General features: G+C 68.0%; 26 protein-coding genes and 1 pseudogene. 5 read left to right on the top strand and 22 right to left on the bottom strand.

Annotated elements, in window-relative coordinates:
- Positions 1 to 219 precede the first annotated feature (219 nt).
- The 5 genes from L6444_RS04150 to L6444_RS04130 form a co-directional block, all read right to left on the bottom strand.
- The gene (locus L6444_RS04150) at positions 220 to 744 is read right to left on the bottom strand and encodes a hypothetical protein (RefSeq protein ID WP_236980862.1); all 525 of its coding nucleotides are present in this window, start codon (positions 742 to 744) and stop codon (positions 220 to 222) included.
- Positions 745 to 764: 20 nt separating this feature from the next.
- Positions 765 to 1022: a hypothetical protein gene (locus L6444_RS04145; RefSeq protein WP_236980860.1), complete on the bottom strand. Its 258-nt coding sequence runs from the start codon at positions 1020 to 1022 to the stop codon at positions 765 to 767.
- 69 nt (positions 1023 to 1091) lie between these two features.
- Positions 1092 to 1340 (bottom strand): hypothetical protein, encoded by a 249-nt coding sequence (locus L6444_RS04140; RefSeq protein WP_236980858.1) that lies wholly within the window; start codon positions 1338 to 1340, stop codon positions 1092 to 1094.
- A 189-nt stretch (positions 1341 to 1529) separates the two neighbouring features.
- Complete coding sequence (locus L6444_RS04135; RefSeq protein ID WP_370653143.1) at positions 1530 to 2225, bottom strand: Rv0518 family GDSL lipase; 696 nt, start codon at positions 2223 to 2225, stop codon at positions 1530 to 1532.
- Positions 2226 to 2320: 95 nt separating this feature from the next.
- The gene (locus tag L6444_RS04130; RefSeq protein ID WP_309297857.1) at positions 2321 to 3577 is read right to left on the bottom strand and encodes an acyltransferase family protein; all 1257 of its coding nucleotides are present in this window, start codon (positions 3575 to 3577) and stop codon (positions 2321 to 2323) included.
- 261 nt (positions 3578 to 3838) lie between these two features.
- Here L6444_RS04130 and L6444_RS04125 point away from each other — a divergent pair, with 261 nt between their 5' ends.
- Positions 3839 to 4279, top strand: coding sequence for an STAS domain-containing protein (locus tag L6444_RS04125; RefSeq protein ID WP_236980856.1), 441 nt, complete (start codon positions 3839 to 3841; stop codon positions 4277 to 4279).
- A gap of 13 nt (positions 4280 to 4292) precedes the next feature.
- Here L6444_RS04125 and L6444_RS04120 read toward each other — a convergent pair whose 3' ends face one another.
- The 7 genes and pseudogenes from L6444_RS04120 to L6444_RS04090 form a co-directional block, all read right to left on the bottom strand.
- The gene (locus L6444_RS04120; RefSeq protein ID WP_236980854.1) at positions 4293 to 4538 is read right to left on the bottom strand and encodes a hypothetical protein; all 246 of its coding nucleotides are present in this window, start codon (positions 4536 to 4538) and stop codon (positions 4293 to 4295) included.
- Positions 4535 to 5107 (bottom strand): DUF3093 domain-containing protein, encoded by a 573-nt coding sequence (locus L6444_RS04115; protein WP_236983777.1) that lies wholly within the window; start codon positions 5105 to 5107, stop codon positions 4535 to 4537. Before L6444_RS04115 ends, L6444_RS04120 begins: the two co-directional genes overlap by 4 nt.
- Before the next feature lie 11 nt (positions 5108 to 5118).
- Positions 5119 to 6099: a porphobilinogen synthase gene (gene hemB, locus L6444_RS04110; protein WP_236980852.1), complete on the bottom strand. Its 981-nt coding sequence runs from the start codon at positions 6097 to 6099 to the stop codon at positions 5119 to 5121.
- A 91-nt stretch (positions 6100 to 6190) separates the two neighbouring features.
- Positions 6191 to 7854 (bottom strand): annotated as a pseudogene (locus tag L6444_RS04105) (bifunctional uroporphyrinogen-III C-methyltransferase/uroporphyrinogen-III synthase).
- 36 nt (positions 7855 to 7890) lie between these two features.
- A complete protein-coding gene (hemC, locus tag L6444_RS04100) occupies positions 7891 to 8838 on the bottom strand; it encodes a hydroxymethylbilane synthase (protein WP_236983775.1) in 948 nt (315 codons plus the stop codon).
- Between the two features lie 9 nt (positions 8839 to 8847).
- Entirely contained in the window at positions 8848 to 10242 is a 1395-nt protein-coding gene (locus tag L6444_RS04095; protein WP_236980850.1) for a glutamyl-tRNA reductase, read from the bottom strand.
- A gap of 89 nt (positions 10243 to 10331) precedes the next feature.
- Positions 10332 to 10634, bottom strand: coding sequence for a glutaredoxin family protein (locus L6444_RS04090; RefSeq protein WP_236980848.1), 303 nt, complete (start codon positions 10632 to 10634; stop codon positions 10332 to 10334).
- A 138-nt stretch (positions 10635 to 10772) separates the two neighbouring features.
- On the opposite strand from L6444_RS04090, the gene L6444_RS04085 reads away from it, so the two are divergent.
- From L6444_RS04085 to L6444_RS04075, 3 genes are read left to right on the top strand one after another with little or no spacing between them, the layout of a single operon-like run.
- Positions 10773 to 11675 carry an HAD family hydrolase gene (locus L6444_RS04085; protein WP_236980846.1) on the top strand — a complete coding sequence of 301 codons (903 nt, stop codon included), beginning with the start codon at positions 10773 to 10775 and terminating at the stop codon, positions 11673 to 11675.
- A gap of 43 nt (positions 11676 to 11718) precedes the next feature.
- Positions 11719 to 12219: an FAS1-like dehydratase domain-containing protein gene (locus tag L6444_RS04080; protein WP_236980844.1), complete on the top strand. Its 501-nt coding sequence runs from the start codon at positions 11719 to 11721 to the stop codon at positions 12217 to 12219.
- A gap of 23 nt (positions 12220 to 12242) precedes the next feature.
- On the top strand, positions 12243 to 13169 hold the full coding sequence (locus tag L6444_RS04075; protein WP_236980842.1) for a cyclopropane mycolic acid synthase family methyltransferase: 927 nt from the start codon (positions 12243 to 12245) through the stop codon (positions 13167 to 13169).
- Between the two features lie 375 nt (positions 13170 to 13544).
- On the opposite strand, the gene L6444_RS04070 is transcribed toward L6444_RS04075, so the two are convergent.
- The 9 genes from L6444_RS04070 to L6444_RS04030 all read right to left on the bottom strand — a co-directional run bounded on the left by L6444_RS04070 (position 13545) and on the right by L6444_RS04030 (position 21115).
- Positions 13545 to 14624 carry a lysophospholipid acyltransferase family protein gene (locus L6444_RS04070; RefSeq protein ID WP_236983773.1) on the bottom strand — a complete coding sequence of 360 codons (1080 nt, stop codon included), beginning with the start codon at positions 14622 to 14624 and terminating at the stop codon, positions 13545 to 13547.
- A gap of 6 nt (positions 14625 to 14630) precedes the next feature.
- Positions 14631 to 15752, bottom strand: a complete 1122-nt coding sequence (locus L6444_RS04065; RefSeq protein WP_236980839.1) for an SDR family oxidoreductase — start codon at positions 15750 to 15752, stop codon at positions 14631 to 14633.
- 68 nt (positions 15753 to 15820) lie between these two features.
- Positions 15821 to 15922: a 30S ribosomal protein bS22 gene (locus L6444_RS04060; RefSeq protein WP_003402602.1), complete on the bottom strand. Its 102-nt coding sequence runs from the start codon at positions 15920 to 15922 to the stop codon at positions 15821 to 15823.
- 165 nt (positions 15923 to 16087) lie between these two features.
- Positions 16088 to 16345, bottom strand: a complete 258-nt coding sequence (locus L6444_RS04055) for a cell division/environmental response transcriptional regulator (protein ID WP_236980837.1) — start codon at positions 16343 to 16345, stop codon at positions 16088 to 16090.
- 139 nt (positions 16346 to 16484) lie between these two features.
- The gene (gene proC, locus L6444_RS04050) at positions 16485 to 17363 is read right to left on the bottom strand and encodes a pyrroline-5-carboxylate reductase (RefSeq protein WP_236980835.1); all 879 of its coding nucleotides are present in this window, start codon (positions 17361 to 17363) and stop codon (positions 16485 to 16487) included.
- A 31-nt stretch (positions 17364 to 17394) separates the two neighbouring features.
- Complete coding sequence (locus L6444_RS04045) at positions 17395 to 18222, bottom strand: thioesterase family protein (RefSeq protein ID WP_236980826.1); 828 nt, start codon at positions 18220 to 18222, stop codon at positions 17395 to 17397.
- 2 nt (positions 18223 to 18224) lie between these two features.
- Entirely contained in the window at positions 18225 to 19067 is an 843-nt protein-coding gene (locus tag L6444_RS04040) for a sugar phosphate isomerase/epimerase family protein (protein WP_236980824.1), read from the bottom strand.
- Between the two features lie 18 nt (positions 19068 to 19085).
- Complete coding sequence (locus L6444_RS04035) at positions 19086 to 20090, bottom strand: hypothetical protein (protein ID WP_236980822.1); 1005 nt, start codon at positions 20088 to 20090, stop codon at positions 19086 to 19088.
- Positions 20087 to 21115, bottom strand: coding sequence for a Ppx/GppA family phosphatase (locus L6444_RS04030; RefSeq protein WP_236980820.1), 1029 nt, complete (start codon positions 21113 to 21115; stop codon positions 20087 to 20089). The genes L6444_RS04035 and L6444_RS04030 overlap by 4 nt, the downstream gene beginning before the upstream one ends.
- Positions 21116 to 21244: 129 nt before the next feature.
- Here L6444_RS04030 and L6444_RS04025 point away from each other — a divergent pair, with 129 nt between their 5' ends.
- The gene (locus tag L6444_RS04025; RefSeq protein WP_236980818.1) at positions 21245 to 22024 is read left to right on the top strand and encodes a hypothetical protein; all 780 of its coding nucleotides are present in this window, start codon (positions 21245 to 21247) and stop codon (positions 22022 to 22024) included.
- Here the strand turns inward: L6444_RS04025 and L6444_RS04020 are convergent.
- A complete protein-coding gene (locus L6444_RS04020) occupies positions 21987 to 22748 on the bottom strand; it encodes a FadR/GntR family transcriptional regulator (protein WP_236980815.1) in 762 nt (253 codons plus the stop codon). The two genes, L6444_RS04025 and L6444_RS04020, sit on opposite strands and share 38 nt — an antisense overlap.
- Positions 22749 to 22824 lie beyond the last annotated feature (76 nt).

The raw sequence follows: 22824 nt of genomic DNA, 5'->3' as shown, positions 1-22824 counted from the left end.
GAAAAACGGCATCGCGAGTGTCCTAGGGGATCTGCGCAACGAATCAACCGACGTCAGCGCAACATTTGCGCGGCCGCGTTGATTCGCCGGCGACGCGACGTCGAAATGTTAGCTCGGTTTAGACGTGCGGGAGCCACCCGGATCCGTTGGGCGACAAGACAAATCCTTGGCCCTGAGTGTCCCTGCAAGCGGTCGTTTTGGCGTCGTCCACCCCGCAGGTCACACCGTCGACGGTGATCGAATGAAACGGCGGCAGCAACTTTGCGGCCGGAAGCCTATCGCCGGCTGGTACGCCATACTGCCGTAACCCGGCGCTGTCGAGATTCCGTTGATGTGGCCACCACTATCGGGCGTTGGCACAGGCGTCGCGGCAGGTATCCCGGGCAGATTGTTGCCATTACATCCTGCCGATGTAGCCGCGACCATCATGTACGTCTTTCCGTTCAGCACAATGGTGCCCGCCGGAAGCGTGAATTTCACTTTGCCGTAGCTGATCTGCCCGGTGTTGGGGTCGATCGTCACCTCGACGGCCACCGAGGGGTAATGAACACCACGCCCTGGACCGTCGGTGAAGGAGTCACCGAACACCGCTAGCAGCTGACCACCCGGTGTCTTGACGATTTCCCCTAGATCCAGGGCATTCAGGTCAAGGCCTGTCACATCATCATGGATGCGCGGCGCCCCGGTGACCGTAACCCCCGCAACCTTCTCAGCGTTGCCGATGATCTGCTGGGCGTTGGTCAACGGCGGCCACAAACTCGTACTTACGGTGTCCGCGATCGACTTGGCTTGCGCGTCCACTGTGTCGCGGGCACCGGCAACCGCCTGCTGATCAGCCCTGGCGCGGCCCCTGGCCGCTTGGGCGGTTTGCCCTCCCATGTTGACCCACCCGGATTGTCGACATACCCCCGGTAGGTCTCTGCCCGCGTCTCCAGCTTGGCGAAAATCTTCTTCCACGAGTCGATCAGGTCGAGCACCTGCTGCGGGTAGGTGTGCAACACCTGCGTCTTGGTCGGTGACAACGCGCACCTACCTGGGAGGCAACAACGTGGGTAATTTGTTCCACGCCATCGTCAACTGCGATTCCGCGATCAAAAGCGCTTACGGGCCTCCTCGCACAACCCAGCGACCTGCGAAAATCGTTGTCCTACAAGAAGTTGCACCGCCCAGGCCGTCTCAGACATCGCATGCGCCGCCGCCAACGACGGAACATCTCCCGGACCGCCGCCATCGGCCGGAACACCGCCGCGAAGATCCTCGGTCATCTGCCCCACCAACGCCTGAACCTGCGGCTGCAATCGCGCCATCGCATCCAGATCCACGTTGACCAGATCGGTCACCCACACCCGAATCCGCAAAGGCCCCGCATCGAGCCGCGACTATCTCGACAGTACCGAGCCGCAAATCGCTAAATCAGCACAGAACTCAAGCCGCACCCAGATCCGTGCCCGGCGAATGCAACGGCACTGCAATTTTCGACACCGAAATCCACCGCGGGGTGGCACTCGCGGAAACGACGAATACGGCGATCACCGCGACAACTGGGTACGGACCAGCGGCGCGATCTTACGGGCCATATAGGCGTGCCCGGTGTCGGTGGGGTGCACGCCGTCGGCGCCGATCAGGTCCGGCCGATCGACGAACCAGCGGCGGTCCAACGGGTCGACGAACTCGGCGTCCACCGCCCGCGCCGCCGCATGCAGGATGTCCCGAATCCGCGATATCTCCTGCGGCACATCCGCCGACGGCCAGGGTGGTCCGATCACCAGCAGTCGCGCGGACGGCGCCAGGCCGCGCGCCCGGTCCAGCGTGTCCCGCACCCGGTCGGTGAGCAGCCCGGGATCGACCCCCTGGTCGTTTCGTGAGCCGAAGAACATCACCAGCACGTCCTCGGGCTTGACCGCGTTGGCGGTCAGGTCGAAGAACACGTGGCCGTGGTCGCCGACCGCGGCGTAGCCGGCCCTGCCCTCGGCGGCCACGTCGGCGTGGACGCGGGTGCCGCGCTGGGCCAGCTGCTGCCAGGCGCGGGCCGTCCACGCATTGGGCCCCAGCCCGCCCTCGTCGGTGCCGGTGGTGTACGAGTCGCCGATGACCGCGACGTGGTTCACCCGGAAATCGAAACTCGTTGTGCGGTAGGGCGACTCGCTGGCCGACGGCGACGGAGCCGGCGTCACGACAGCAACCGCAACCAGCAGACCAACGATCAGCGCCGCCAGCCGACCCACCACGATCTCCTCCCGCACGCCTCGAGCGACTGGAATAAATGGTAAGCGGATATCGCCGCGGACACTCGTCAACTCGCGGCGATCGGGGGGACAACTCAGGTGGCCGCCACGGGGGGCGAAACCTCTTTCCGCGCAACATCGATGGGTTGGGCGTCGGTCTCCGGTGTCTGCTGCGGGTCGTGGCCCGCCGGGGTGGGCGGCGCGTCGACCATCCTGCGCATCCACCGGCGCGCCGGCTCCTCGACGCAGTGGTACAGCAGGATCGACAGCAGCACCGAGATGGCCAGCAGCCCGAAGATGTTCCAGCGCCACGGACTGTCCTGTTCCCAGGGCCGCAGCGCGAAGTTCACCACCGCCCACGTCCAGCTGGTGTGCACCAACTCGTGCACCATGTACAAGCAAAACGAGATCTCGCCGCCATACACCAGCCACCGGGTCGACAGCAGCCACGGCAAGCTGCCGAGGCCGACCGCCAGCGTGATCACCAGCGGAACGAACAACAGGTCAACCACGCCGCCGCTGTCGTACACGCCGGTGATCGGGAAATCCCGCAGCAGGTACAGGGTGCCGACGATCGCGGCGACCAGCAGCAGCGAAAGGTATCCGGCGATGCGCCGACCACGCTCACCCAGGCGCAGCCGGCGCACCGCGGCGCACGCGATGGCGCCCGCGGCGAACTGCGTCACGATCCGCGGCAGCCAACTCCACGGGGTGTAGAACACCCCGCTGGCCAGCAGCAGCAGCACCGGCGGCAGCGACGCCGCGAAGGCCATCAGCATCAGGCCGCGGGCCCGGGTGGCGTGCTGGATCCGGAAGATCACCAGCACCAGCACACCGAACAGTAGGTACGCCAACCATTCCGCGCTGATCGACCAGGCCGGCCCGTCCCAGCTGGACAGGTCGAAGTACGGCTGATACCAGAGCTGAATCAGCAGCACCTGGCGCACGTAGCTGATAGCGGTGAGCCGGCTCACGTCGGGCATCGGCGTATGGCCCACGTGCAGCGTGAGAATGAACCAGGCGGCGGCCAGGTGCAACGTCACCAGATACACCGGCCACACCCTGGCCAGTCGCAGCCACAGGAAGTGCAGGGTGGCGCGCAGCGACCACGACTGCCCCATCCGGTCCAGGTAGTTCCAGGTCAGCACGAAGCCGCTGAGGATGAAGAACAGGTCGACGCCCTGCGCGCCGCAGTTCAGCACCGGCGCCAGGTTCTCCCGCAGGTCGGGCGACAGGTCGGCCACCATCGGCCGGAAGTGAAAGAACACCACCCACAGCGAGGCGACGATGCGGAGACCCGTGAGGGCTTTGATCTCGCCCTTAATCTGACCCCTGAGTTCTCCGCTTTGCACGAGATTCTTTCCGCTGGACTCCGCTGCCTGTTCGACTACCAACTCGGCTGACCGGCAGCCAGAGCAGCCTAACAAGCGGCGCCCGCGCCACCGACGAGCGGCGGAGCCCACACGTCGGCTTGGTGCCGAAACCACAGATCACAGCTTCTTACCAAAGAATTAGACCCGGCTACCAGTACCTTTAGGTTTAGCGGGCACCTTAGAGACAGGTTTTGCTCGTCGTTTGTCCGAACGTCGAACGCCACGGGAATGGGGTGCCGAATGACCACCGCAATCACATCGCCGGTTCGCGGGAACGGAACCGTCGACTGCAGCGGCGCCTTCGTCCGGGCGCACTGTCGGCACCTCGCGACCGTGGTCACCATCCGCGGCGAGGTCGACACCGTCAACGTCGACCAGGTCAGCAGGCACATTCGGCGGTTCGTCGACGGCACCAACCCCGTGGTGCTCGACCTGACCGACCTCACCCATTTCGCTGCGGCCGGGATCGGGCTGCTATGCGCCCTCGACGAGGAGTGCCGGGCCGCCGGAGTGGAATGGACGGTCGTCACCAACCCCAGCTGCGACGCCCTGCTCGGCGACGATTCCGGTGAGTCACCGTTCCCGGTCTCCCGCTCGGTCCACCAGGCGCTGCGCAACCTGGCCGACGCCATCACCTGGCGGCGTCAGTCGATGCTGTCCCTGCTGAAGAAATCCGCTTAGTCCGCGAATCGCGTCAGCTCGGCACCCGTCGGGTCCGCCGCCACCGGGCCAGCCCGACGACGGCGAAGATCCCGGCGACCGTCGCCAACAACATCGTCAGCACCAGCTGCTGCGGGTCGTAGACCATCGACAAGGTCGACGGCTGCCCGTCAGCGACCGGGGCGACCACGACCATGGAACGCGTATGCCCCCAACTGACCCCGGTCGCCACCAACGCGGCACCCGCCAGCACCAGCTCGATGAAAACCCGCCCGCTCACAGCTGCGACTCGTCGTCGGTGACGTCGACCTCGTCGGCGAGCTCGGAAACGTAGGGGCCCATCCGTTCCTCGACGAGCGGAGTCAGCGCGTCCCGCAGGTGACGGTGCCGGCGCGCCCAGGCCTGCGCGGTGCGGCCACCGGTGAGCTTGATACCGATGCCCCGGCGACCGCGCGGCACCCCGACCAGCTCACCGAGTGCGCGCGCCGACTGCCACCTGGCCAGCGGTTTCCCGGAGACCACCGAGTTCTCGGGTTCGGGAAACACCTTGACGATCTCGCGCACCAGGATGGTCTCGGTGCCCTGCCGCAGCGCATCCTCGGTCAGCTCGACCGAAGTGTGGATGCGCGCCGCCTTGACCTGCAGCGCCACGAACGCCGACACCAACACCAGGAAGATCACCGGAACCAGATACGAGATCGCGACGTGGTTGCTCCACTGGATGTAGATCAGCGACAACGCCGACAACGGCCCTGCCAGCACCCAGTACCAGGTGGCGCCCGGTTCGTAGAACAACGGCGGCTTCTGGCTGGGCACCGTGGGCTCGTCGGGCTCCTGCGCTGCGTTCATGTCAGCCTCCGTCACGCCAGCCACCTCGCCGCCTCGGCGGCCCAGTACGTGAGCACGATGTCGGCCCCGGCGCGCCGGATGCTGGTCAGCGACTCCAACGCCGCGGCGCGTTCGTCGATCCAATTATTGGCCGCCGCCGCACAAATCATCGCGTACTCCCCGGATACCTGATACGCCGCCACCGGAACGGGCGACACGCTTGCTGCGGCCGCTACCACGTCGAGGTAGCTCATCGCGGGTTTGACCATCACCATGTCGGCGCCTTCGGCGAGGTCCAGTTCGATTTCGCGCAGCGCCTCGCGGCCGTTGCCCGGCTCTTGCTGATAAGTCCGCCGATCACCGGCCAGGCTGGAGGCCACCGCCTCGCGGAACGGCCCGTAGAACGCCGAGGCGAATTTCGCGGCATAGGCCAGCACCACGACGTCGGTGTAGCCGGCCGCGTCCAGGCCGTCCCGGATCGCCGCCACCTGACCGTCCATCATGCCGCTGGGCCCCACCACATGCGCACCTGATTGCGCTTGTGCCACAGCAAGTTTCACGTATTGGGCCAGGGTTGCGTCGTTGTCGACGCGGCCGCGCTCGTCCAGGACGCCGCAATGGCCGTGGTCGGTGAACTCGTCGAGGCAGGTGTCGGCCATCAGCACGGTGGCGTCGCCGAGATCCTTGGTCAGATCCCGCAGGGCGACGTTGAGGATGCCGTCGGGGTCGAGGCCGGCCGAACCGCGCGCGTCCTTGTCTTGTTCGCGGGGCACGCCGAACAGCATCAGCCCGCCCACTCCGGCGGCGACGGCCGCAGCGGCAGCGCTGCGCAGCGAGTCGCGGGTGTGCTGCACCACCGCGGGCATCGACGCGATCGGCCGCGGCTCGTCGATACCGTCGGCGACGAACATCGGCAACACCAAATGCCTTGGCTCCAAAGAGGTTTGCGCTACCAGGCGGCGAAGCGCCGGGGTGGAGCGGAGCCGGCGCGGGCGCTGCCGGGGGTAAGCCATCAGCGGTGCGTCCCGCGTGCGTTGACTCTGCGTTGCGGGCGGCGGTTACTCGCACTTTCGCGCCCGGTACGCAGAGTCAGCGCACGACGAGTCATCGCCGGCGGCTCTTCTTACGCGGCGGCGGCAGCGCACCCTCGGCCCGCAACCGCGCGGCATGTTCGGCCAGCGCGTCGACCAGCGGACCCACCGCGGCAGTCTCCGGCTGCACATCCACCCGAAGCCCGAACTCGGCCGCGGTCTCGGCCGTCTTGGGTCCGATGCAGGCGATGATGGTGCGCGCGTGCGGCTTGCCGGCGATGCCGACCAGGTTGCGCACGGTCGAGCTGGAGGTGAAGCACACCGCGTCGAAGCCGCCGGTCTTGATCATTTCGCGGGTGGACGCCGGCGGCGGCGCGGCACGCACCGTCCGGTAGGCGGTGACGTCCTCGATCTCCCAGCCACGCTCGCGCAGACCTTCGGCCAGCGTCTCGGTCGCGATGTCGGCGCGCGGCAGCAGCACCCGGTTCACCGGGTCGAAAATGCTGTCGTACGGCGGGAATTCGTCCAGCAGTCCCATCGAGGACTGCTCGCCGGACGGCACCAGCTCAGGGCTGATGCCGAAGGCGCGGACCCGGTCCGCCGTCGACTCGCCGACGCAGGCGATCTTGACGCCGGAGAACGCGCGCGCGCGTCCAGACCGAATTCGCCGAACTTCTCCCACACCGCGCGCACCGCGTTGGTGGAGGTGAACACCACCCACTGGAACCGGCCGTCGACCAAACCCTTGACGGCGCGTTCCATCTGGGCCGGGCTGCGCGGCGGCTCTACGGCGATGGTCGGTACCTCGATGGGCAGCGCGCCGTAGGACGTCAGCCGCTCGCTCATCTCGCCGGCCTGGTCCTTAGTGCGCGGAACCAGCACCGTCCAGCCGTACAGCGCGCGGCTCTCCCACCAGTTCAGCTTGGCCCGGCTGGCCACGGTCTTGCCGATGGTCACCACCAGCGGACCGGTCAGCGGACCGGCCGGGTCGGCGCCACCGCCCAGCACGGCCGGATCGGTCAAGCCCAGCAGCGTGGTCTCCACCGAGCGCTGCTGACAGGTAGTGCCCTGCGCGGTCACTACACACGGCGTGCTGTCGGCCAGTTCGTGGTCGATCAGGGTGCGCGCGGCGTCGGCCAGATGCGACGCGGTCGCCTGCAGGATCAGCGGGCCCGGGGCAGCGGCCAAAGCCTCCCAATCCACCTGCGGGTCGCGCACGTCGGCCACCGTGTGCGAGGAGCCCAACGGCAGCCCCGCGTAGGTCGGCACGGCGCTGCTGGGGGCCAGACCCGGCACGATCTCGACGTGCAGGTGGGTCCGTGCGACGGCGTTGACCTCGGTGATCACCGCATCGACCGCCAGCGGGTCGCCAGCCACCAATCGCACCACGTCCACCCCCAGGCGCGCCTCGTGCGTCAGCGTCTTGGCCACCTCCGTCGGGTCGCCCAGCGCGGGGCGGATATCCGGGCCGCTGGCCACTACCGCGGGCGGCGCCTCGGTGCTGGCGGATGTGGCGTCCGAGCCGGCCGGGGCCGGTTCGGCCGGCGCCGGTCCGGACACCGGCGGCAGGTCCTTGCCGATCAGCGCCAGCACCGGCTCCGGTACGTCGGGGTCGGTGAACACCAGCGCGGCATTGGCCAGCACCGTGGCCGCCCGGCTGGTCAAAAGACCGGGGTCGCCCGGACCAGACCCCACGAATGTGATGCGGCCCGGCCTTGGCTTACGCCCTCGCGTCATCGTTGTCGCTCCCACGTTTCCTTTTTCGAATCCCACTCAGTTTCGTTGCGCGGGGTCTTCCCGCGCTCCGGTCATCAGCTCTCTGGCGCCTAGCTCGAACAACTCCGCGGCAACCGAGAGTCCCAGCTCCCGGGCCCGATCGGTGCTGCCGATGCCCGACGCACGGATCACATCCGAGCCGTCCAGCGCCGCCACGCAGCCGCGCAGCGACAACTCCTCGAAGACCCGCCCCTCCTCGTCGATGGACTCGACCACTTCGGCGATCGCGCCCACCGGTGCGGAGCAACCCGCCTCCAATTCGGCGAGCAGAGCTCGCTCCGCGGTGACCGCCGCGCGGGAGTCGGCATCGTCCAACTCCGCCAACACCGCGACCAGGCTGCTGTCGCCGGCCCGGCATTCGACGGCGAGCGCGCCCTGAGCAGGCGCTGGCAACATCTGCACCGGCTCCAACGTCTCGGTGACGTCGTCGAGACGGCCTATCCGGGCCAGACCGGCCCGAGCCACCACGACGGCGTCAAGATCACCACTGCTTACCCTGTTCAACCTGGTATCTAGGTTGCCTCTTAGGGGGCGGATTTCCAAACCGAGACCCAGTGCTCTAAGCTGTGCCGCCCGCCGCGGGGAGGACGTGCCCACCAGCGAACCCGCGGGCAACTCCCCGAGCACCAACCCGTCGCGGGCCACCAGCGCGTCCCGTGGGTCGTTGCGCCGCGGTATCGCCGCGATGGTGAACCGGGGGTCGTCGGCGGTCGGCAAATCCTTGTGCGAGTGCACGGCCACATCGACGCGGCCGTCCTGCATGGCCTCGCGCAGCGCGGTGGTGAACACCCCGACCCCGAGCGTTTCGATCGGCGCCGACGACTGGTCGCCGACGGTGCTGATCGTCACCAGTTCCGCGGGATGGCCGTTGGCGATCAACGCGTCTCTGACGGTCGCGGCCTGGGTGGTGGCCAGCAGGCTGCCACGAGTGCCTATCCGGATCACATGCGCCAATCAGGACTCGGTCGAACGTTGCGGGGCGGATTGCTCGGGATCTTGCTCGGAAAAGCTGAAACTGCTTGGCATGACTGGCAATTCGCCGGCAGCGACAGCGTCGACCGCCGTCTGGTCCAGTTCGAAGAGTTCGCGTAGCGCCTCGGCGTAGCTGTCACCCCCGGGCGCGCTGGCGAGCTGCTTGATGCGCACCGTGGGCGCGTGCAGCAGCTTGTCGACCACCCGCCGTACCGTGCGGGCCACCTCGTCGCGTTCGGAGCTGTCCAGCCCTGGCAGCCGGTTGTCCAGGCGCAGCAGCTCCGCCTCCACCACGTCGGCGGCTCGTTGGCGCAGCGCGGTGACGGTCGGGGTGACCTCGGCCATCCGCTGCCCGACCAAGTAGGCGGCAACCTCGGCAGCCACGATGCCGCGGGCGGCGTCCACGTCGGCGGCCGCCGCGTGCGCGGACGGCTCGTGTTGCACCCGGTCGACGTCGACGACCAGGACGCCGGGCAGGCCGGCCACCGCGGGGTCGACGTCGCGGGGCATCCCGAGATCGCAGATGACCAGGGGGTTGACGGCCTCGTCGCGGCGGGTGGCGGTCAGCGCGTGATGCACGTCGGCCAACGACACCACCGGGCTGACCGCCCCGGTGCTGCTCACCACCAGGTCGGCGTCGGCGAGCGCCGCGGGCAGCCCGTCCAGGCTCGACGCGGTGGCCGGCACCCCCGACTCGGCCACCCGCGCGGCCAGCCGCTGCGCCCGGTTCGGCGAACGGTTCAGCACGTGGACCCGACCGATGCCGGCGCGGGTCAGGTGGGCGACGGCGAGCGCACCCATCGCGCCCGCCCCGACCACCACCGCGGTCTTGCCCCGCAGGGTGCCCAGCTTGGATTCGGCGATGCCCAGGGCCACCGACACCACCGAGGCGCCGGCGGCGTCGATCGCGGTTTCGGAATGCACCCGCTTGCCCACCGACAGTGCCCGCTGGGCCAGCTCGTGCAGCACCCGGCCGACGGCACTGTTGGCCTCGGCGGCGGCGTAGGCGCGGCGGACCTGACCGAGCACCTGCTGCTCGCCGACCACCGCCGAATCCAGCCCGCTGGCCACCGCGAACAGATGCTCGACGGCGGCCTCGCTGTAGCGGACGTAGGCGTGCTTGGTCAGGTCACCCATCGACATGCCGGAGAATTCGGCCAGCGCCTGCCCGATCACCGAAAGCCCGCCGTGGAAGGCGTCCACCACGGCGTACACCTCGACGCGGTTGCAGGTCGAGAGCAGCATGGCCTCGGTGACCAGGGGGGATTGCAGCATCTGGTCGACGATCTTGACCTGATCGGACTCGTCGATGCTGAGTTGTTCCAGGACGGAAACCGGCGCACTGCGGTGCGAAACCCCGAAGAGCAGGATGCTCACGGCAGCATCACCTGGCCCGCTCCCTTACAGCGTCGGAAAGTGAACGTCGGAAAGTGAACTTTGTCCACGGTAGTCGGTTCTGAGGTGGGCTACCAAATATCGCCGACGGTCCGCGACGTTCCCCGTGCCGCCAGATCCGCACGCAACCGCGGTTCGTCGACCTCCCAGTAGCTGTGCTCACGGCCGTCGAGCAGCACCACCGGCAGCCGGTCCCCGTATTCGGCCCGCAGCCCGGGGTTTCCGTCCAGCGCGGCGACGTCGACGTCGGTGCTGGACAGGTCGAAATCCAGTTCGTCGGCCAGCTCGGTCAACTGGGCGTGAATGCGCAGGCAGATCGCGCACCCGGCACGCGTCAGCAACTCCACTCGGGGGCGAGTCGGGGACGGGGTCATGGCCACCAGTGTGGCACCTCCGGCGGCCGGCGCCGCCCGATGCCGACAACCGAATCCCGTTGGCGGCGAGGCCGGATAGGGTTGGTGCCAGGCACGGGACCGGGTACCGGGCTAGACAGCGAATTGGGAGGTTTGGCGATGACTTCCTCCGACCCCGTGGACCGCACCGGTCGTATCGACCTGGAGGCGGTAGCGGCCAACGCCAGCGCCGAACGCGCCCTCGACGACCTGCATGCCGCCGACTCCGCCGACGATCGGCCGCCGCCGCCGGTGGACCTGACCGCCGCGGCGTTCTTCGACGTGGACAACACCCTGGTGCAGGGTTCGTCGGCGGTGCACTTCGGCCGCGGGCTGGCCGCACGCGACTATTTCACCTACCGCGATGTGCTCGGGTTCATCTACGCGCAGGCCAAGTTTCAGATTCTGGGCAGGGAGAACTCCGACGACGTTGCCGCCGGCCGGCGCAAGGCGCTGGCCTTCATCGAAGGACGGTCGGTCGACGAGCTGGTACGCCTCGGCGAGGAGATCTACGACGAGATCATCGCGGACAAGATCTGGCCGGGCACCCGCGAACTCACCCAGATGCACCTCGACGCCGGCCAGCAGGTGTGGTTGATCACCGCGACACCCTACGAGCTGGCGGCGACGATCGCCCGCCGGCTGGGCCTGACCGGCGCCCTGGGCTCGGTCGCCGAATCCGTCGACGGCGTCTTCACCGGCCGGTTGGTGGGCGACATCCTGCACGGCCCGGGTAAGGCGCACGCGGTGCGCTCCCTGGCCATCAGGGAGGGACTGAACCTCAAGCGCTGCACCGCGTACTCCGACAGCTACAACGACGTCCCGATGTTGTCGCTGGTGGGCACCGCGGTGGCGATCAATCCCGACGCCCGGCTGCGCAGCCTGGCCCGCGAGCGCGGCTGGGAGATCCGCGATTTCCGTACCGCCCGAAAGGCCGCCCGAATCGGCGTCCCGTCGGCATTGGCGCTGGGAGCCGCGGGCGGCGCGCTGGCGGCGCTGGCCTCCCGACGTCAATCACGCTGATAAGCTGCGCCGCTAGCAACGATTCGAGGGGAAAGCGGCGGGCATGACAGTTCCTCAGGGCGCCGAAGGCATCATCGGTAAGCACTACCGGCAGGAGGACTACTTCCTGGTCGGACGGGAGAAGATCCGGGAGTTCGCGCAGTCCGTCCAGGACGACAATCCGCTCCACTACGACGAAGCGGCTGCCGCGGAGGCCGGATACCCCGCGGTCGTCGCGCCGTTGACGTTCCTGGCCATCGCGGGACGCCGCGTGCAGTTGGAGATCTTCACCAAGTTCAGCATCCCCATCAACATCGCCCGGGTGATGCACCGGGACCAGAAGTTCCTGTTCCACCGGCCGATCATGGTCGGCGACAAGCTGCACTTCGACACTTATCTGGACTCGGTGATCCAGTCGCACGGGACCGTGCTGGCCGAAATCCGAAGCGAAGTGACAGACGGCGAAGGCAACCCGGTAGTCACCAGCATCGTCACCATGCTGGGCGAGGCAGCCCGCCACGATGCCGATGCCGAGGCGACCGTGGCCGCAATTGCATCCATCTGATATCGGCAGGTAGCGTCACTTTTATGACATCAGAGAGCAACCCGGGCGGCACCCAGCTGAAGCCGCCGGTAGAGGCCGTGCAGTCGCACTACGACCGTTCCAACGAGTTTTTCAAGCTGTGGCTCGACCCGTCGATGACCTATAGCTGCGCGTACTTCGATGAGAATCCGAACATCGATCAGCCGCAGACCAAGACGCTCGAAGAGGCGCAGTTCGCCAAGCGCAAGCTGGCGCTGGACAAGCTGAACCTCGAACCGGGGATGACGCTGCTCGACATCGGCAGCGGCTGGGGTTCGACCATGCGGCACGCCGTCGAGTACTACGACGTCAACGTCATCGGTTTGACGCTGAGCGAGAACCAGGTCGCCCACTGCGAAGCAAAGTTCGCTGAGATGGACAGCCCCCGCCGCAAAGAGGTGCGCTTGCAGGGCTGGGAGGAGTTCGACGAGCCGGTGGACCGGATCGTGTCGCTCGGCGCGTTCGAGCACTTCGCCGACGGTGCTGGTGACGCCGGATACGAGCGCTACGCCACCTTCTTCAAGAAGTACTACAGCCTGCTACCCGACGACGGCCGCTTTTTGCTGCACACCATCGTGGTGCCCACCGCCGAAGAGGGCAAGAAGATGGGCCTGAAGACCACGATGAGCCTGCTGCGCTTCATCAGTTTCATCTTGAAGGAGATCTACCCCGGCGGTAAGTTGCCGCAGGTCGAGCAGGTCGACCGCTACTCCACCGAGGCCGGCTTCAAGATCGAGCGCCATCACTTCATCGGCAAGAACTACGTGCCGACCTTGAACGCCTGGGCCGAGAAGCTCGAAGAGCACAAGGAAAAGGCCATCGAGCTCAAGGGCCAGGAGATGTACGACATCTGGCAGCGCTACCTGACCGGCTGCTCGGACCTGTTCCGGGACGGCTACACCAACGTCTGCCAGTTCACGCTGGTCAAGTAAACCCCGACGTTCGAAGAACGCCGCCGCGGTTGAGCGCGGCGGCGTTTTTACGTTGCTAAGGGCCGTTACGGTGAGGTCTGGGCGCTGCGGGTGTAGCGGCCTGGGCGGGTGTGCGGCCTGGGCGTCGCGGGTGCAGCCAAGGGTGTGAAGCTACGGCGTCCGGTGTGAAGCCAGGGCGTCCGGTGTGAAGCCTGGGCGTCCGGTGTGAAGCCTTGGCGCAAAATCCCCGGAAATCGCGCCCTGTGTACACCTCGAACGCCGTAGCTTCACACTCAACGCCGTAGCTTCACACTCAACGCCACAGCGTCACAGTCAAACGCCACACGTCCACAACCGACGCTGCAGCTTCATCACCGAAGCCGCCGAGAACCCGACCTAGCCGAAGAAGATGTTGCGACGCCCCGCCAGCAGCCGGTACAGCGTCTGCTGAATGGTCTCGCGCACCTGGTCGGTCAGTTCGAAGGTGACCATCGGGTCGTCGGCATCGCTGGCCGGGTAATCCGCGGTGTTGATCGGCTCGCCGAACGCGATGCGCCACTTCGACGGCAGCGGCACCAGCCCCGCGGGGCCGGCCAGCGGGAACAGCGGCGTCACCGGGAAGTACGGCAGGCCGAACAGCCGCGCCAGCAGCTTCACGTCGGTGAGCATCGGGTAGATCTCTTCGGATCCGATGATCGAGCACGGCACGATCGGCGCCTTGGTGCGCAGCGCCGCCGACACGAAGCCGCCGCGGCCGAACCGCTGCAGCCGGTAGCGATCCTCGAACCGCTTACCCAGCCCCTTGTAGCCCTCGGGAAACACCGCGGTCAGTTCACCGGAGGCCAGCAGCCGGTGCGCGTCGGCGGTACAGGCCATGGTGTGGCCGGCTTTGCGCGCGGTCGAACCGACCACCGGCAGGTCGAACACCATGTCGGCGGCCAGCAGGCGCAGGTCGCGTTCGGCCGGGTGTTCGTCGTGCACGGCGACCGACAGCATCAGGCCGTCGAACGGCAACACCCCGGCGTGGTTGGCGACCACCAAGGCCGCGCCCTCGCTCGGGATGTTCTCGACACCGCTGACCTCGACCCGGAACCAGGACTTGAAGAAGAACCTCAGCAACGGCCGCACGATCGCGTCGTTGAAGTGCGGGTCGAAGCCGAATTCGTCGACGTTGTAGTCGCCGGTCAGTCGCTGCCGCAGGAATCCGGCGACCGCAGCGACGCGCTGAGCAACATCGTTGAGTGGCGCCTCACTGGTCGCTGAACCACCGGCGGCGCGGCGGTGCTCGTCGATTTCGCGGACGACGGAGGCGATCTCCTCGGCCGTCGCCCGGCCGCTGGGATCGGCAAAGGATGAGGGGTGCTGACCGGACGCATCCGAGCGCGGGTTACCAGCACGGCGACGCGCCGCTACGCGCCCCCGATTGCTGTGCAGTGGAATGACATTCGCTCTGGTCTCACCCGCCACGTTATCTATCCAAACCTATCTGACCCCGACCCAGGGAATGGGATTCCTGCTACCCCAGCGCTGCGCCACAGCTACGGCACGACCCTCCCAGGAGCGTACCCGATGCGGGTCGATTATGGGAGTCAAGCCGCGGCCGCGGACGTAGTCGTCGAAGGCCTCCGCGGTCGACCACTTCGGCTGGTAGCCGAGTTCGGTGCGCATCCTCGTGGTGTCCATCACGCGGCCGTAGCTCAGGTAGGCGAACTGCTCGCGGTTGATCTCGGTGTAGCGGTTGGCCCGCCGTAGCGAATCGAGAGCCCACACGCCAAAACTGGGTACTGGCAACGGAATTCGGCCGGCGCGACGAATCGCTTGAGACAGCATTATGATTCCGTCGGCGCCGATGTTGAACGTGCCGGCCCGGCCCGCCATGGCCGCACGCTCCAGGGCGCCCAGCGCATCCTGCTCGTGCAGCAACTGCAACCGGGCATCACGACCGAACATCGTCGGCACCAAAGGCCCTGCCAGATAACGAGATAACGTGGTGTCCATCGCCGGACCGATCATGTTGGCTAACCGCAGAATGGTCACCGCGATGTCCGGCCGGCGCCGACCCAGCCCACGCACGTACCCCTCGATGTCGAGGCTGTCCTTGGCGAAGCCCTCGCGGAACGGCCGACGGCTGCTGCTGTCCTCGGTGAACATCACCGGATCGTGCGGACTCGACCCGTACACCTCCGAGGTCGACTTCAGCACCACCCGGCGCACCGACGGCGCCTTCTGACAGGCGGCGAACAGTTGCATCGCGCCCATCACGTTCAGTTCCTTCAACGCCGCACTGCCACCGGAGCGCGGCGCATAGGAGGCCGCCGCCGCATGCACCACGGTGTCGACGTCGCCGTTTCGGATCACCTTGGCGATAAAAGGGTTACGGATGTCGGCGCGGACAAACTCGGCACGGCCCATCCGGCGCAGCATGTCCTTGCTCGGCGCGATCGCGTCCACCGCTATCACACGGTTCACCAACGGGTTCTGCACCAGCCGTGCGGTCAGGTAGCCCCCGAGGAACCGGCACGCGCCGGTGACCAGCACGACCTTGGGGTAATGCACCTTGTCGCTGCCGGCGTCACCGCCACCCTTGCTATCCGACGAATCCACCCCGACAGCCTAGCCACGGAGCGAGACGACGGCGTTACGGACCGGTGACGGCGCCGGCGGCCGAGGACCTACTTGCCGAGTTTTCTGCGCTGCACCCGGGTGCGACGTAGCAGCTTGCGGTGCTTCTTCTTCGACATACGCTTGCGCCGCTTCTTGATTACTGAACCCATGAACTCCGCTATCTGACCCGGACCAGCTTTTTGGCTTGACTCGAAATGACCCCGCTACCTTACCCAACCGTGGGCAGGCAACACCAAATCACCGGCGCGCAGCTGCAGAGTCACCTGGTGCGCGTCTAGTCCCGCCGGACGGCGGAAGAGCCGGCCGGCCGCCGCCTAGCCGGCGTCGAAGTAAGACGTCTCCAGCATGTCGTGCACGGCCTTGGCGTGGACCCGGAAGGACCGCCCCACCCGAACCGCGGGCAGTTCGCCGTTGTGCACTAGCCGGTACACGGTCATCTTGGACACCCGCATCAGCGCCGCAACCTCGGCGACAGTGAGAAATTGCGCCCGGGACTGCCCGGCGTCGGAACCGCCGTCCCGTGCGCCTTTACCAGCAGAGTCCCGTGCCGACGGCCCGTTCGTTGACGTCATCGCAACCCAATCGTGTCAGGCCCGCGCAATGCCAGCGGCTTCCCCTCCGCTGGCACCCACACGTGCTTACAAAGAGGAGAATAGCGGGACTAGTGGGGTTACTGGTACTGGTGAGAGACAATCGGTTGAAATTCCCGAATTATTCCGATGTAATTCTCAGCTGCTCAGAGCGGCTTTTCGCGGCCTGAACCGCGGCATCGACGGTAGCCCGAAAGCCGCCCTGCTCCAACGCCCGCAGCGCGGCGGCGGTGGTACCGCCGGGCGAGGTGACCGACGCCCGCAGCTGTGCCGCCGACGCGTCGACGCGCAATCCGATCGGCTCGCCGTCGGCCGGTTTCCGCCCCTCGTCCATCCGCTCCAGCAGCATCGCCGCCGACCCGGCCATGGTCTGCGCGGCAAGATCGGTGGCCACCTGCCGGCTCAACCCCACCGCCACACCCGCATCCACCAAGGCCTCGACCAGCAGGAAAAAGTACGCCGGTCCCGAGCCCGACAGCGCGGTGACGGCGTCCAGCTGCTCCTCGGGAACCGTCAGCACCCCACCGACCGCGTCGAACAGCGCGGACACCTCGGTCAGCTGCTCCGGCGTGACGAACCGGCCCTTGGCCAGGGCGGTGACGCCCGCACCGACCAGCGCCGCGGCATTGGGCATCGCCCGCACCACCGGCGTCCCGGCCGGCAATTTGGACTCGAACAGGGTGAGCGTGATACCAGCGGCCACGGTGACGAACACCTGCTCGACGCTGTCGCTGTCGGCGTCGGCGGCGACGTCGGCGAGTTCGTCCACCACCGCCTCGACATCCACCGGCTTGACCGCGACGACGACGAACGACGCGTTTTCCACCGCATCCCTAATCGAGGTCACCACCAGCACCCCGTACGCGGAGGACAGATATTTGGCCCGATCCGGCATCCGCTCGGCCACCACCAGGTCCTTGACCTGCCGGCCGGCCCGCAACAGGCCGGACAGCAGTGCCTCGCCGATGCTCCCGCCGCCGATGATCGCGATACGTGCCATGCCGGAAAGCATTCCAGACAGCGCGGCTCCGCTACCGGGCAGGCACCATGGCCAACTGGCGCGTCTGCACCACCAGGCGGCCCAACCGGTCGACGACGATGTGGTCCTCGTCGAACCAGTCGTGCCCGATCTCGACGCAGGTGGCGACGATGCGCAGCCATCCGTCGGCGGGCAGCGACCGCAACAGCGCGGTGAGCTGAACGGTGGGCGCCCAGCCGGTGCGGTCCACCGCGAAGGTCACCGGGACCGACAGATCCCCGCACATCAGCGCGAACAATGCGTCCGGAGCTAGGTCTCGGGGCCGGGCCCACATCTGAATCACCGGCGGCCGACCCGCAACCGCCTCCATCGAGGACAGTATCGGCCGGATGTCGCAGCCCGCCCCGAGATGCACCAGGCCGGCCAGCCGGTGCCCGGGCCCGATCGGCGCCAGGTCCGCTGGGGGCTCCGGCGGCATCAACTCCAGCACCGGGTTGGCCGACAACAGCGGCTGGCTTTCACCGGGCAGGTGATGCTCGGGCTCACCCAGGGTGACCACGGAGTGCACCGCGGTGCGGTCGCCCTGCATCAGTTCGACGTCGGCCACCGTGATGCGGCGGCCGCGCTTGCGAATCGAGGTCTCCAGGCGCATCGGCCCCGGATCGGGCGCGGACAGGAAGTTCACCGACACCGCCACGGGCTGCTGGCCCGGGCCGCCGAACGCCGTCCGCGCCGCATTGGCGCTCAAGGCGACCATGACCCCGCCGTGCACCTTGGGCCCGATGGTCCAGTTCTCGTCCAGCTCGCCCTCAAACACCGGCCCGCCCGGACCGGACTCGATCTGCCGTAACGCCATCGCGGCGGTGAACAGGGCTGCCATGGTCAGCGCAGCAGGTGGGTTCGGGCGAACTGGAGCGACTCGACCAGCATTGCTTCGCGCTCGGTGGCCGATCGGGCGCCGGAGGTGGACACTTCCAGCACCACGTGACCGGCGAATCCGCTGCTGGCCAGCATCTGGCACACCTCGGCGGTGGGCTGGGTGCCGCGGCCGGGCACCAGATGTTCGTCGGCGGGCAGTCCGCTGCCGTCGCACAGATGCAGATGCACCAGCCCCGAGCCCATCCGGCGGGCCATCTCCAGCGAATCGGTGCCGGCGGTCGAGGTGTGCGAGAGGTCCAGCGTGTAGTGCGCGTGCTCGCCGTCCAGCGGGTCATAGGACGGCGCGAACGCCGAGATCGCCGGCCCGGGGCCGCCGCCGCGCCGCCGCATCCGTTCCCGGGTCTGCTCGGACCCGAAGAAGCGGTCGGCGCGGAAGGGGAACATGTTCTCCACCGCCACCATCACGTCGCTGGATTCTTCCAGGGCGATCACCTGCTCGCGGAACCCCTCGGCGTATCGGCGCTGCCACCGGAACGGCGGGTGCACCACCACCGTCTGCGCGCCCAGCTGTTCGGCCGCGCGCACGCTGCGGTCCAGTTTGGCGATCGGATTGGCGCCCCAGACCCGTTGCGAGATCAACAGGCAGGGGGCGTGTACGGACAACACCGGCACCCGGTACCGCCGGGACAGCTTGGCCACGGCGTCGATGTCCTGGCTGACTGCCTCGCTCCACACCATCAGCTCGACCCCGTCGTAGCCGAGCCGGGCGGCGTACTCGAATGCGGCCTCGGCCCGCAGCGGGTACACCGAGGCCGTCGACAAGCCGACTTTGATTGCTGGGCGCACGGTCTCCTCTGCCGGCGCCTAGCTCGTCTGCAGCAGGGCCATCGGCCCCAGGGTGATCAGCGCACCCACGGCGACCGCGATCAACGTGCTACCGATGTCCTCGGTTTTGCGCACCACCCGGACAGCGACCACCAGGCCCAGGATGACCAGCACCGAGAGCACCAGCGCCACGATGGCGTCCCAGCGCCAGAGCTCCTCGAATGCGACGAACAACCCCGCTCCGAACACCACGGCCAGGATCGACTGCAGCACGACCAGCAGGCCGCGACCCACCGCCGCCATTCGGCCTGAGGCAGCAGCGCCGGCCCGGTCTTCGTCCTCGTACTCGTCCTGCGGGGCCGCCGGGGCCGCCGGGGCGGGTTCCCGACGCCGGCGGGCCACCTCGTCGGCGATGGACTGTCCCCCGAACAGGGTCCCGTCCTCGGTCTCTTCGTCGTCCGATCCGTGCAGGTACGAGCGCACGTAAGCGGAGTCCTCGACCACGGTTTCGGGATCGCGGACCTCGCTGTCCATCACATCGACCGACGAGTCGGTGTAGTGCCCCACCGGGTCCGGGCTCATGTGCTCGGCACCGGACTGCGGCCCGTCGCCGGAGTTGCCGGCGTGTCGCAGTGGGCGGGGGTATTCACTGCGTTGCGGGCCCGGTGTGCGGCGTGCGGCGGGCTCCGATTTGGGCCAGCGCGGCTCGGGTTCGGCCCAGTACGCGGCTTTGGCGTCGGGTTCCACCGGCTTGGCCGGGGCGGCGGCGGCAGCCTCGGCGGGGGTGTCGGCGCGGCGACTCGGTGTTCGACGGGCGCCGGAACCGGCTCCGCGACGCGGGCGGCCGCGGCGGGGGCACCGGGGCTCTTGGGGCTGCCGATCGTCACGCACGACCGGGATCTCGCCGGTCAGCTCGGCGACGCTGACCGAGTCGTCGCCGCGTCGGCGGCGGCGCCGACGGGTACCCGCCGGTGAGCCGATGGACCCGTTCCGGGCCAGCAGCTCGGCCACCGATATTTGCTTGGTGTCCTCCGTGTCAGTCATGCTTTGCTGCCTCTCGACCGCGCGTGCCGATCAACCAACTGACCTCCAGCATCCCGCACCGACGTCCGCACAGTCGAAGTTTCCATGAAGGCCGTTCCGTCGGCCTCACTGTCGAGTTTGCGCAAGATGAGCCCCTCCCGTAGCGCCCACGGGCAGATGTCCACCGTTTCTATCGACAGCGCTCTCATGCTCGCCTCCGCCACCAAAGCACCCGCCACGATCTGCGGCGCCCGCTCGGCGCTGACTCCTTCCAGTTCTGCCCGGTCAGCGGTCGTCATCCTAGAGATGAAAGATATGAGTTGTCTGAGGCCGTTCGCGGTGAGCGTGCGTTTCACCCGCGGGCCGGCCGCTGAGGGCGCCGCGCCGGTGAGTCGCGCCAGCGAACGGAACGTCTTCGACGTGGCCACCGCGAGGTCGGGCGCACCGGCGTCGAGGACGGCCGCACTGGCTTCGGACAGTTCGGCGTCCAGCCAGTCCCGCAGCATCGCCACCCGGCGGCGCCCGGGTGGATCGTCGGGCAACCATTCGCGGGTCAGCCGGCCGGCACCCAGCGGCAGCGACAACGCGACGTCGGGCTCCTCGTCCACGCCGCTGGAGAGCTCCAGCGACCCGCCGCCGATATCGAGGTTGATGATGCGTCCGGCGCTCCAGCCGAACCAGCGGCGCACCGCCAGGAAGGTCAACCGCGACTCGTCGACGCCACGCAACACCTGCAACTCGACGCCGGCCTCTTTGCGGACCCGGGCCAGCACGTCGTCGGAGTTTTCGGCGTCGCGGACGGCGGAGGTAGCGAATGCCATCAGCTCCGAACAGCCGGAGCTGACCGCGATCTTGGCGAACTCGTCGATGGTGGACACCAGCTTGTCGGCGCCGCGCTTGGTGATCTTGCCCGAGCTGTCGGTCGCCTCGGCCAGGCGCAGGGTGGCCTTGGTCGAGCTCATCGGCGTCGGATGCCCACCACGGTGTGCATCGACCACCAACAGATGGACGGTGTTGCTACCCACGTCCAGCACGCCCAATCGCACGCAACAAAACTAGCCGGGTTGGCGGAGTGCTCGTCTCGCGACCCGCGCTTGGGCCGGGGTGGCCGGCGTCCCGGCCCACCTGAGCGTTGCGGCCGCTAGCGGGCCGAATTGTGGACTAACGTTGCACCCGTGGCCAACTCGCTGCCCGGAACAGAGGTCGAACTCGATTTCGCGCGTGAATGGGTGGAGTTCTTCGACCCCGACAACCCCGAGCACCTGATCGCCGCCGACCTCACCTGGCTGCTGTCGCGCTGGACGTGCGTGTTCGGCACGCCGGCCTGCCAGGGCACCGTCGCCGACCGGCCCGACGACGGATGCTGCTCGCACGGCGCGTTTCTGTCCGACGACGACGACCGCGCCCGGCTCGACGACGCGGTGCAGAAACTGACCGGCGACGACTGGCAGTTCCGCGATAAAGGCCTGGGCCGCAAGGGTTACCTGGAGATGGACGAGTACGAGGGCGAGCCGCAGTACCGCACCCGCAAGCACAAGAACGCGTGCATCTTCCTGAACCGGCCCGGGTTCGCCGGCGGCGTGGGCTGCGCGTTGCACAGCAAAGCCCTCAAGCTGGGGGTGCCGCCACTGACGATGAAGCCCGACGTGTGCTGGCAGCTGCCCATCCGGCGCAGCCAGGAGTGGGTGACGCGGCCCGACGGCACGGAGATCCTCAAGACCGTTGTCACCGAGTACGACCGCCGCGGCTGGGGCTCCGGCGGCGCCGACCTGCACTGGTATTGCACCGGCGACCCGGCCGCACACGTCGGCGCCACCCCGGTCTGGCAGAGCCTGGCCGACGAACTGACCGAGCTGCTCGGCGAGAAGGCGTACGCCGAGCTGGCCGCAATGTGTAAGCGCCGCAGCCAATTAGGGCTTATCGCGGTGCATCCGGCGACGCGGGCGGCGCAGTAGCCGGCAGGCCGGAGGTGCCGGTGTAGGCCAGCACCATCCGCAGCGCGCTGGCGTTGAGGTACGCCTCGACGGTGTGTGCGGCGGCCTCCTCGTCGCGGGCTGCGACGGCCTCGGTGATCGCGCGCAGGTCGGCCACCACCGGCTCGGGGTCGGCGTAGGCGCCGGTGAGTTCGTGTTCGCGGCCGCCGAAGGCCTGCTCCACCCACCGGTACAGCAATCCCAGGGCGCGGTTGCGGGTGCTGTGGATCAGCACGTGGAAGTAGGCCAGGTCGGCGCTCTGCCGAGCCGCGGCGGTGTCGGACTCCTGGACCGCGGCCAGCGCGGCGCGCAGCGCGTCCGCGTCGCCGGGGGTGCCGCGTTGCGCCGCCAGCCTGCCGATCAGCGGCCCCAGGGCGCCGCGGATTTCCAGCAGCTCGACCAGGAATTCCGGGCCCAGCTTGCGCACCAGCGCCTCCACCACCGCCGGATGGGTGAGACCTTCGGGGTCGCGCACCACGCTGCCGCTGCCGTGCCGCACGTCGATCAGGCCCATCTGCTGCAGGCGGGCCAGCCCCTGCCGCAGCGAGGTGCGGTTGACGCCCAGCTGATCAGCGAGTTCGCGTTCCGGCGGCAGGGTGGAGCCGGGCGGGAAGACGCCGTCGAGGATGGCGTCGGCGATCGACGCAGCGATCTGTTCGTCGACACGCTGGCGATCGGGCGGGGGTATCGGACTTGACTGGCTCATTGGCTCAACCAATATAGTAGGCCGACCGGACTGCCGTCCGGCGAAATCCGGTTCCGCGTGTTTCGGCCCTTCAGCT

Source organism: Mycobacterium kiyosense (assembly GCA_021654635.1).
Lineage (GTDB): Bacteria > Actinomycetota > Actinomycetes > Mycobacteriales > Mycobacteriaceae > Mycobacterium > Mycobacterium kiyosense.
Note: the sequence above shows the minus strand (reverse complement) of the source record. Positions and strands in the feature narration are given on the sequence as shown.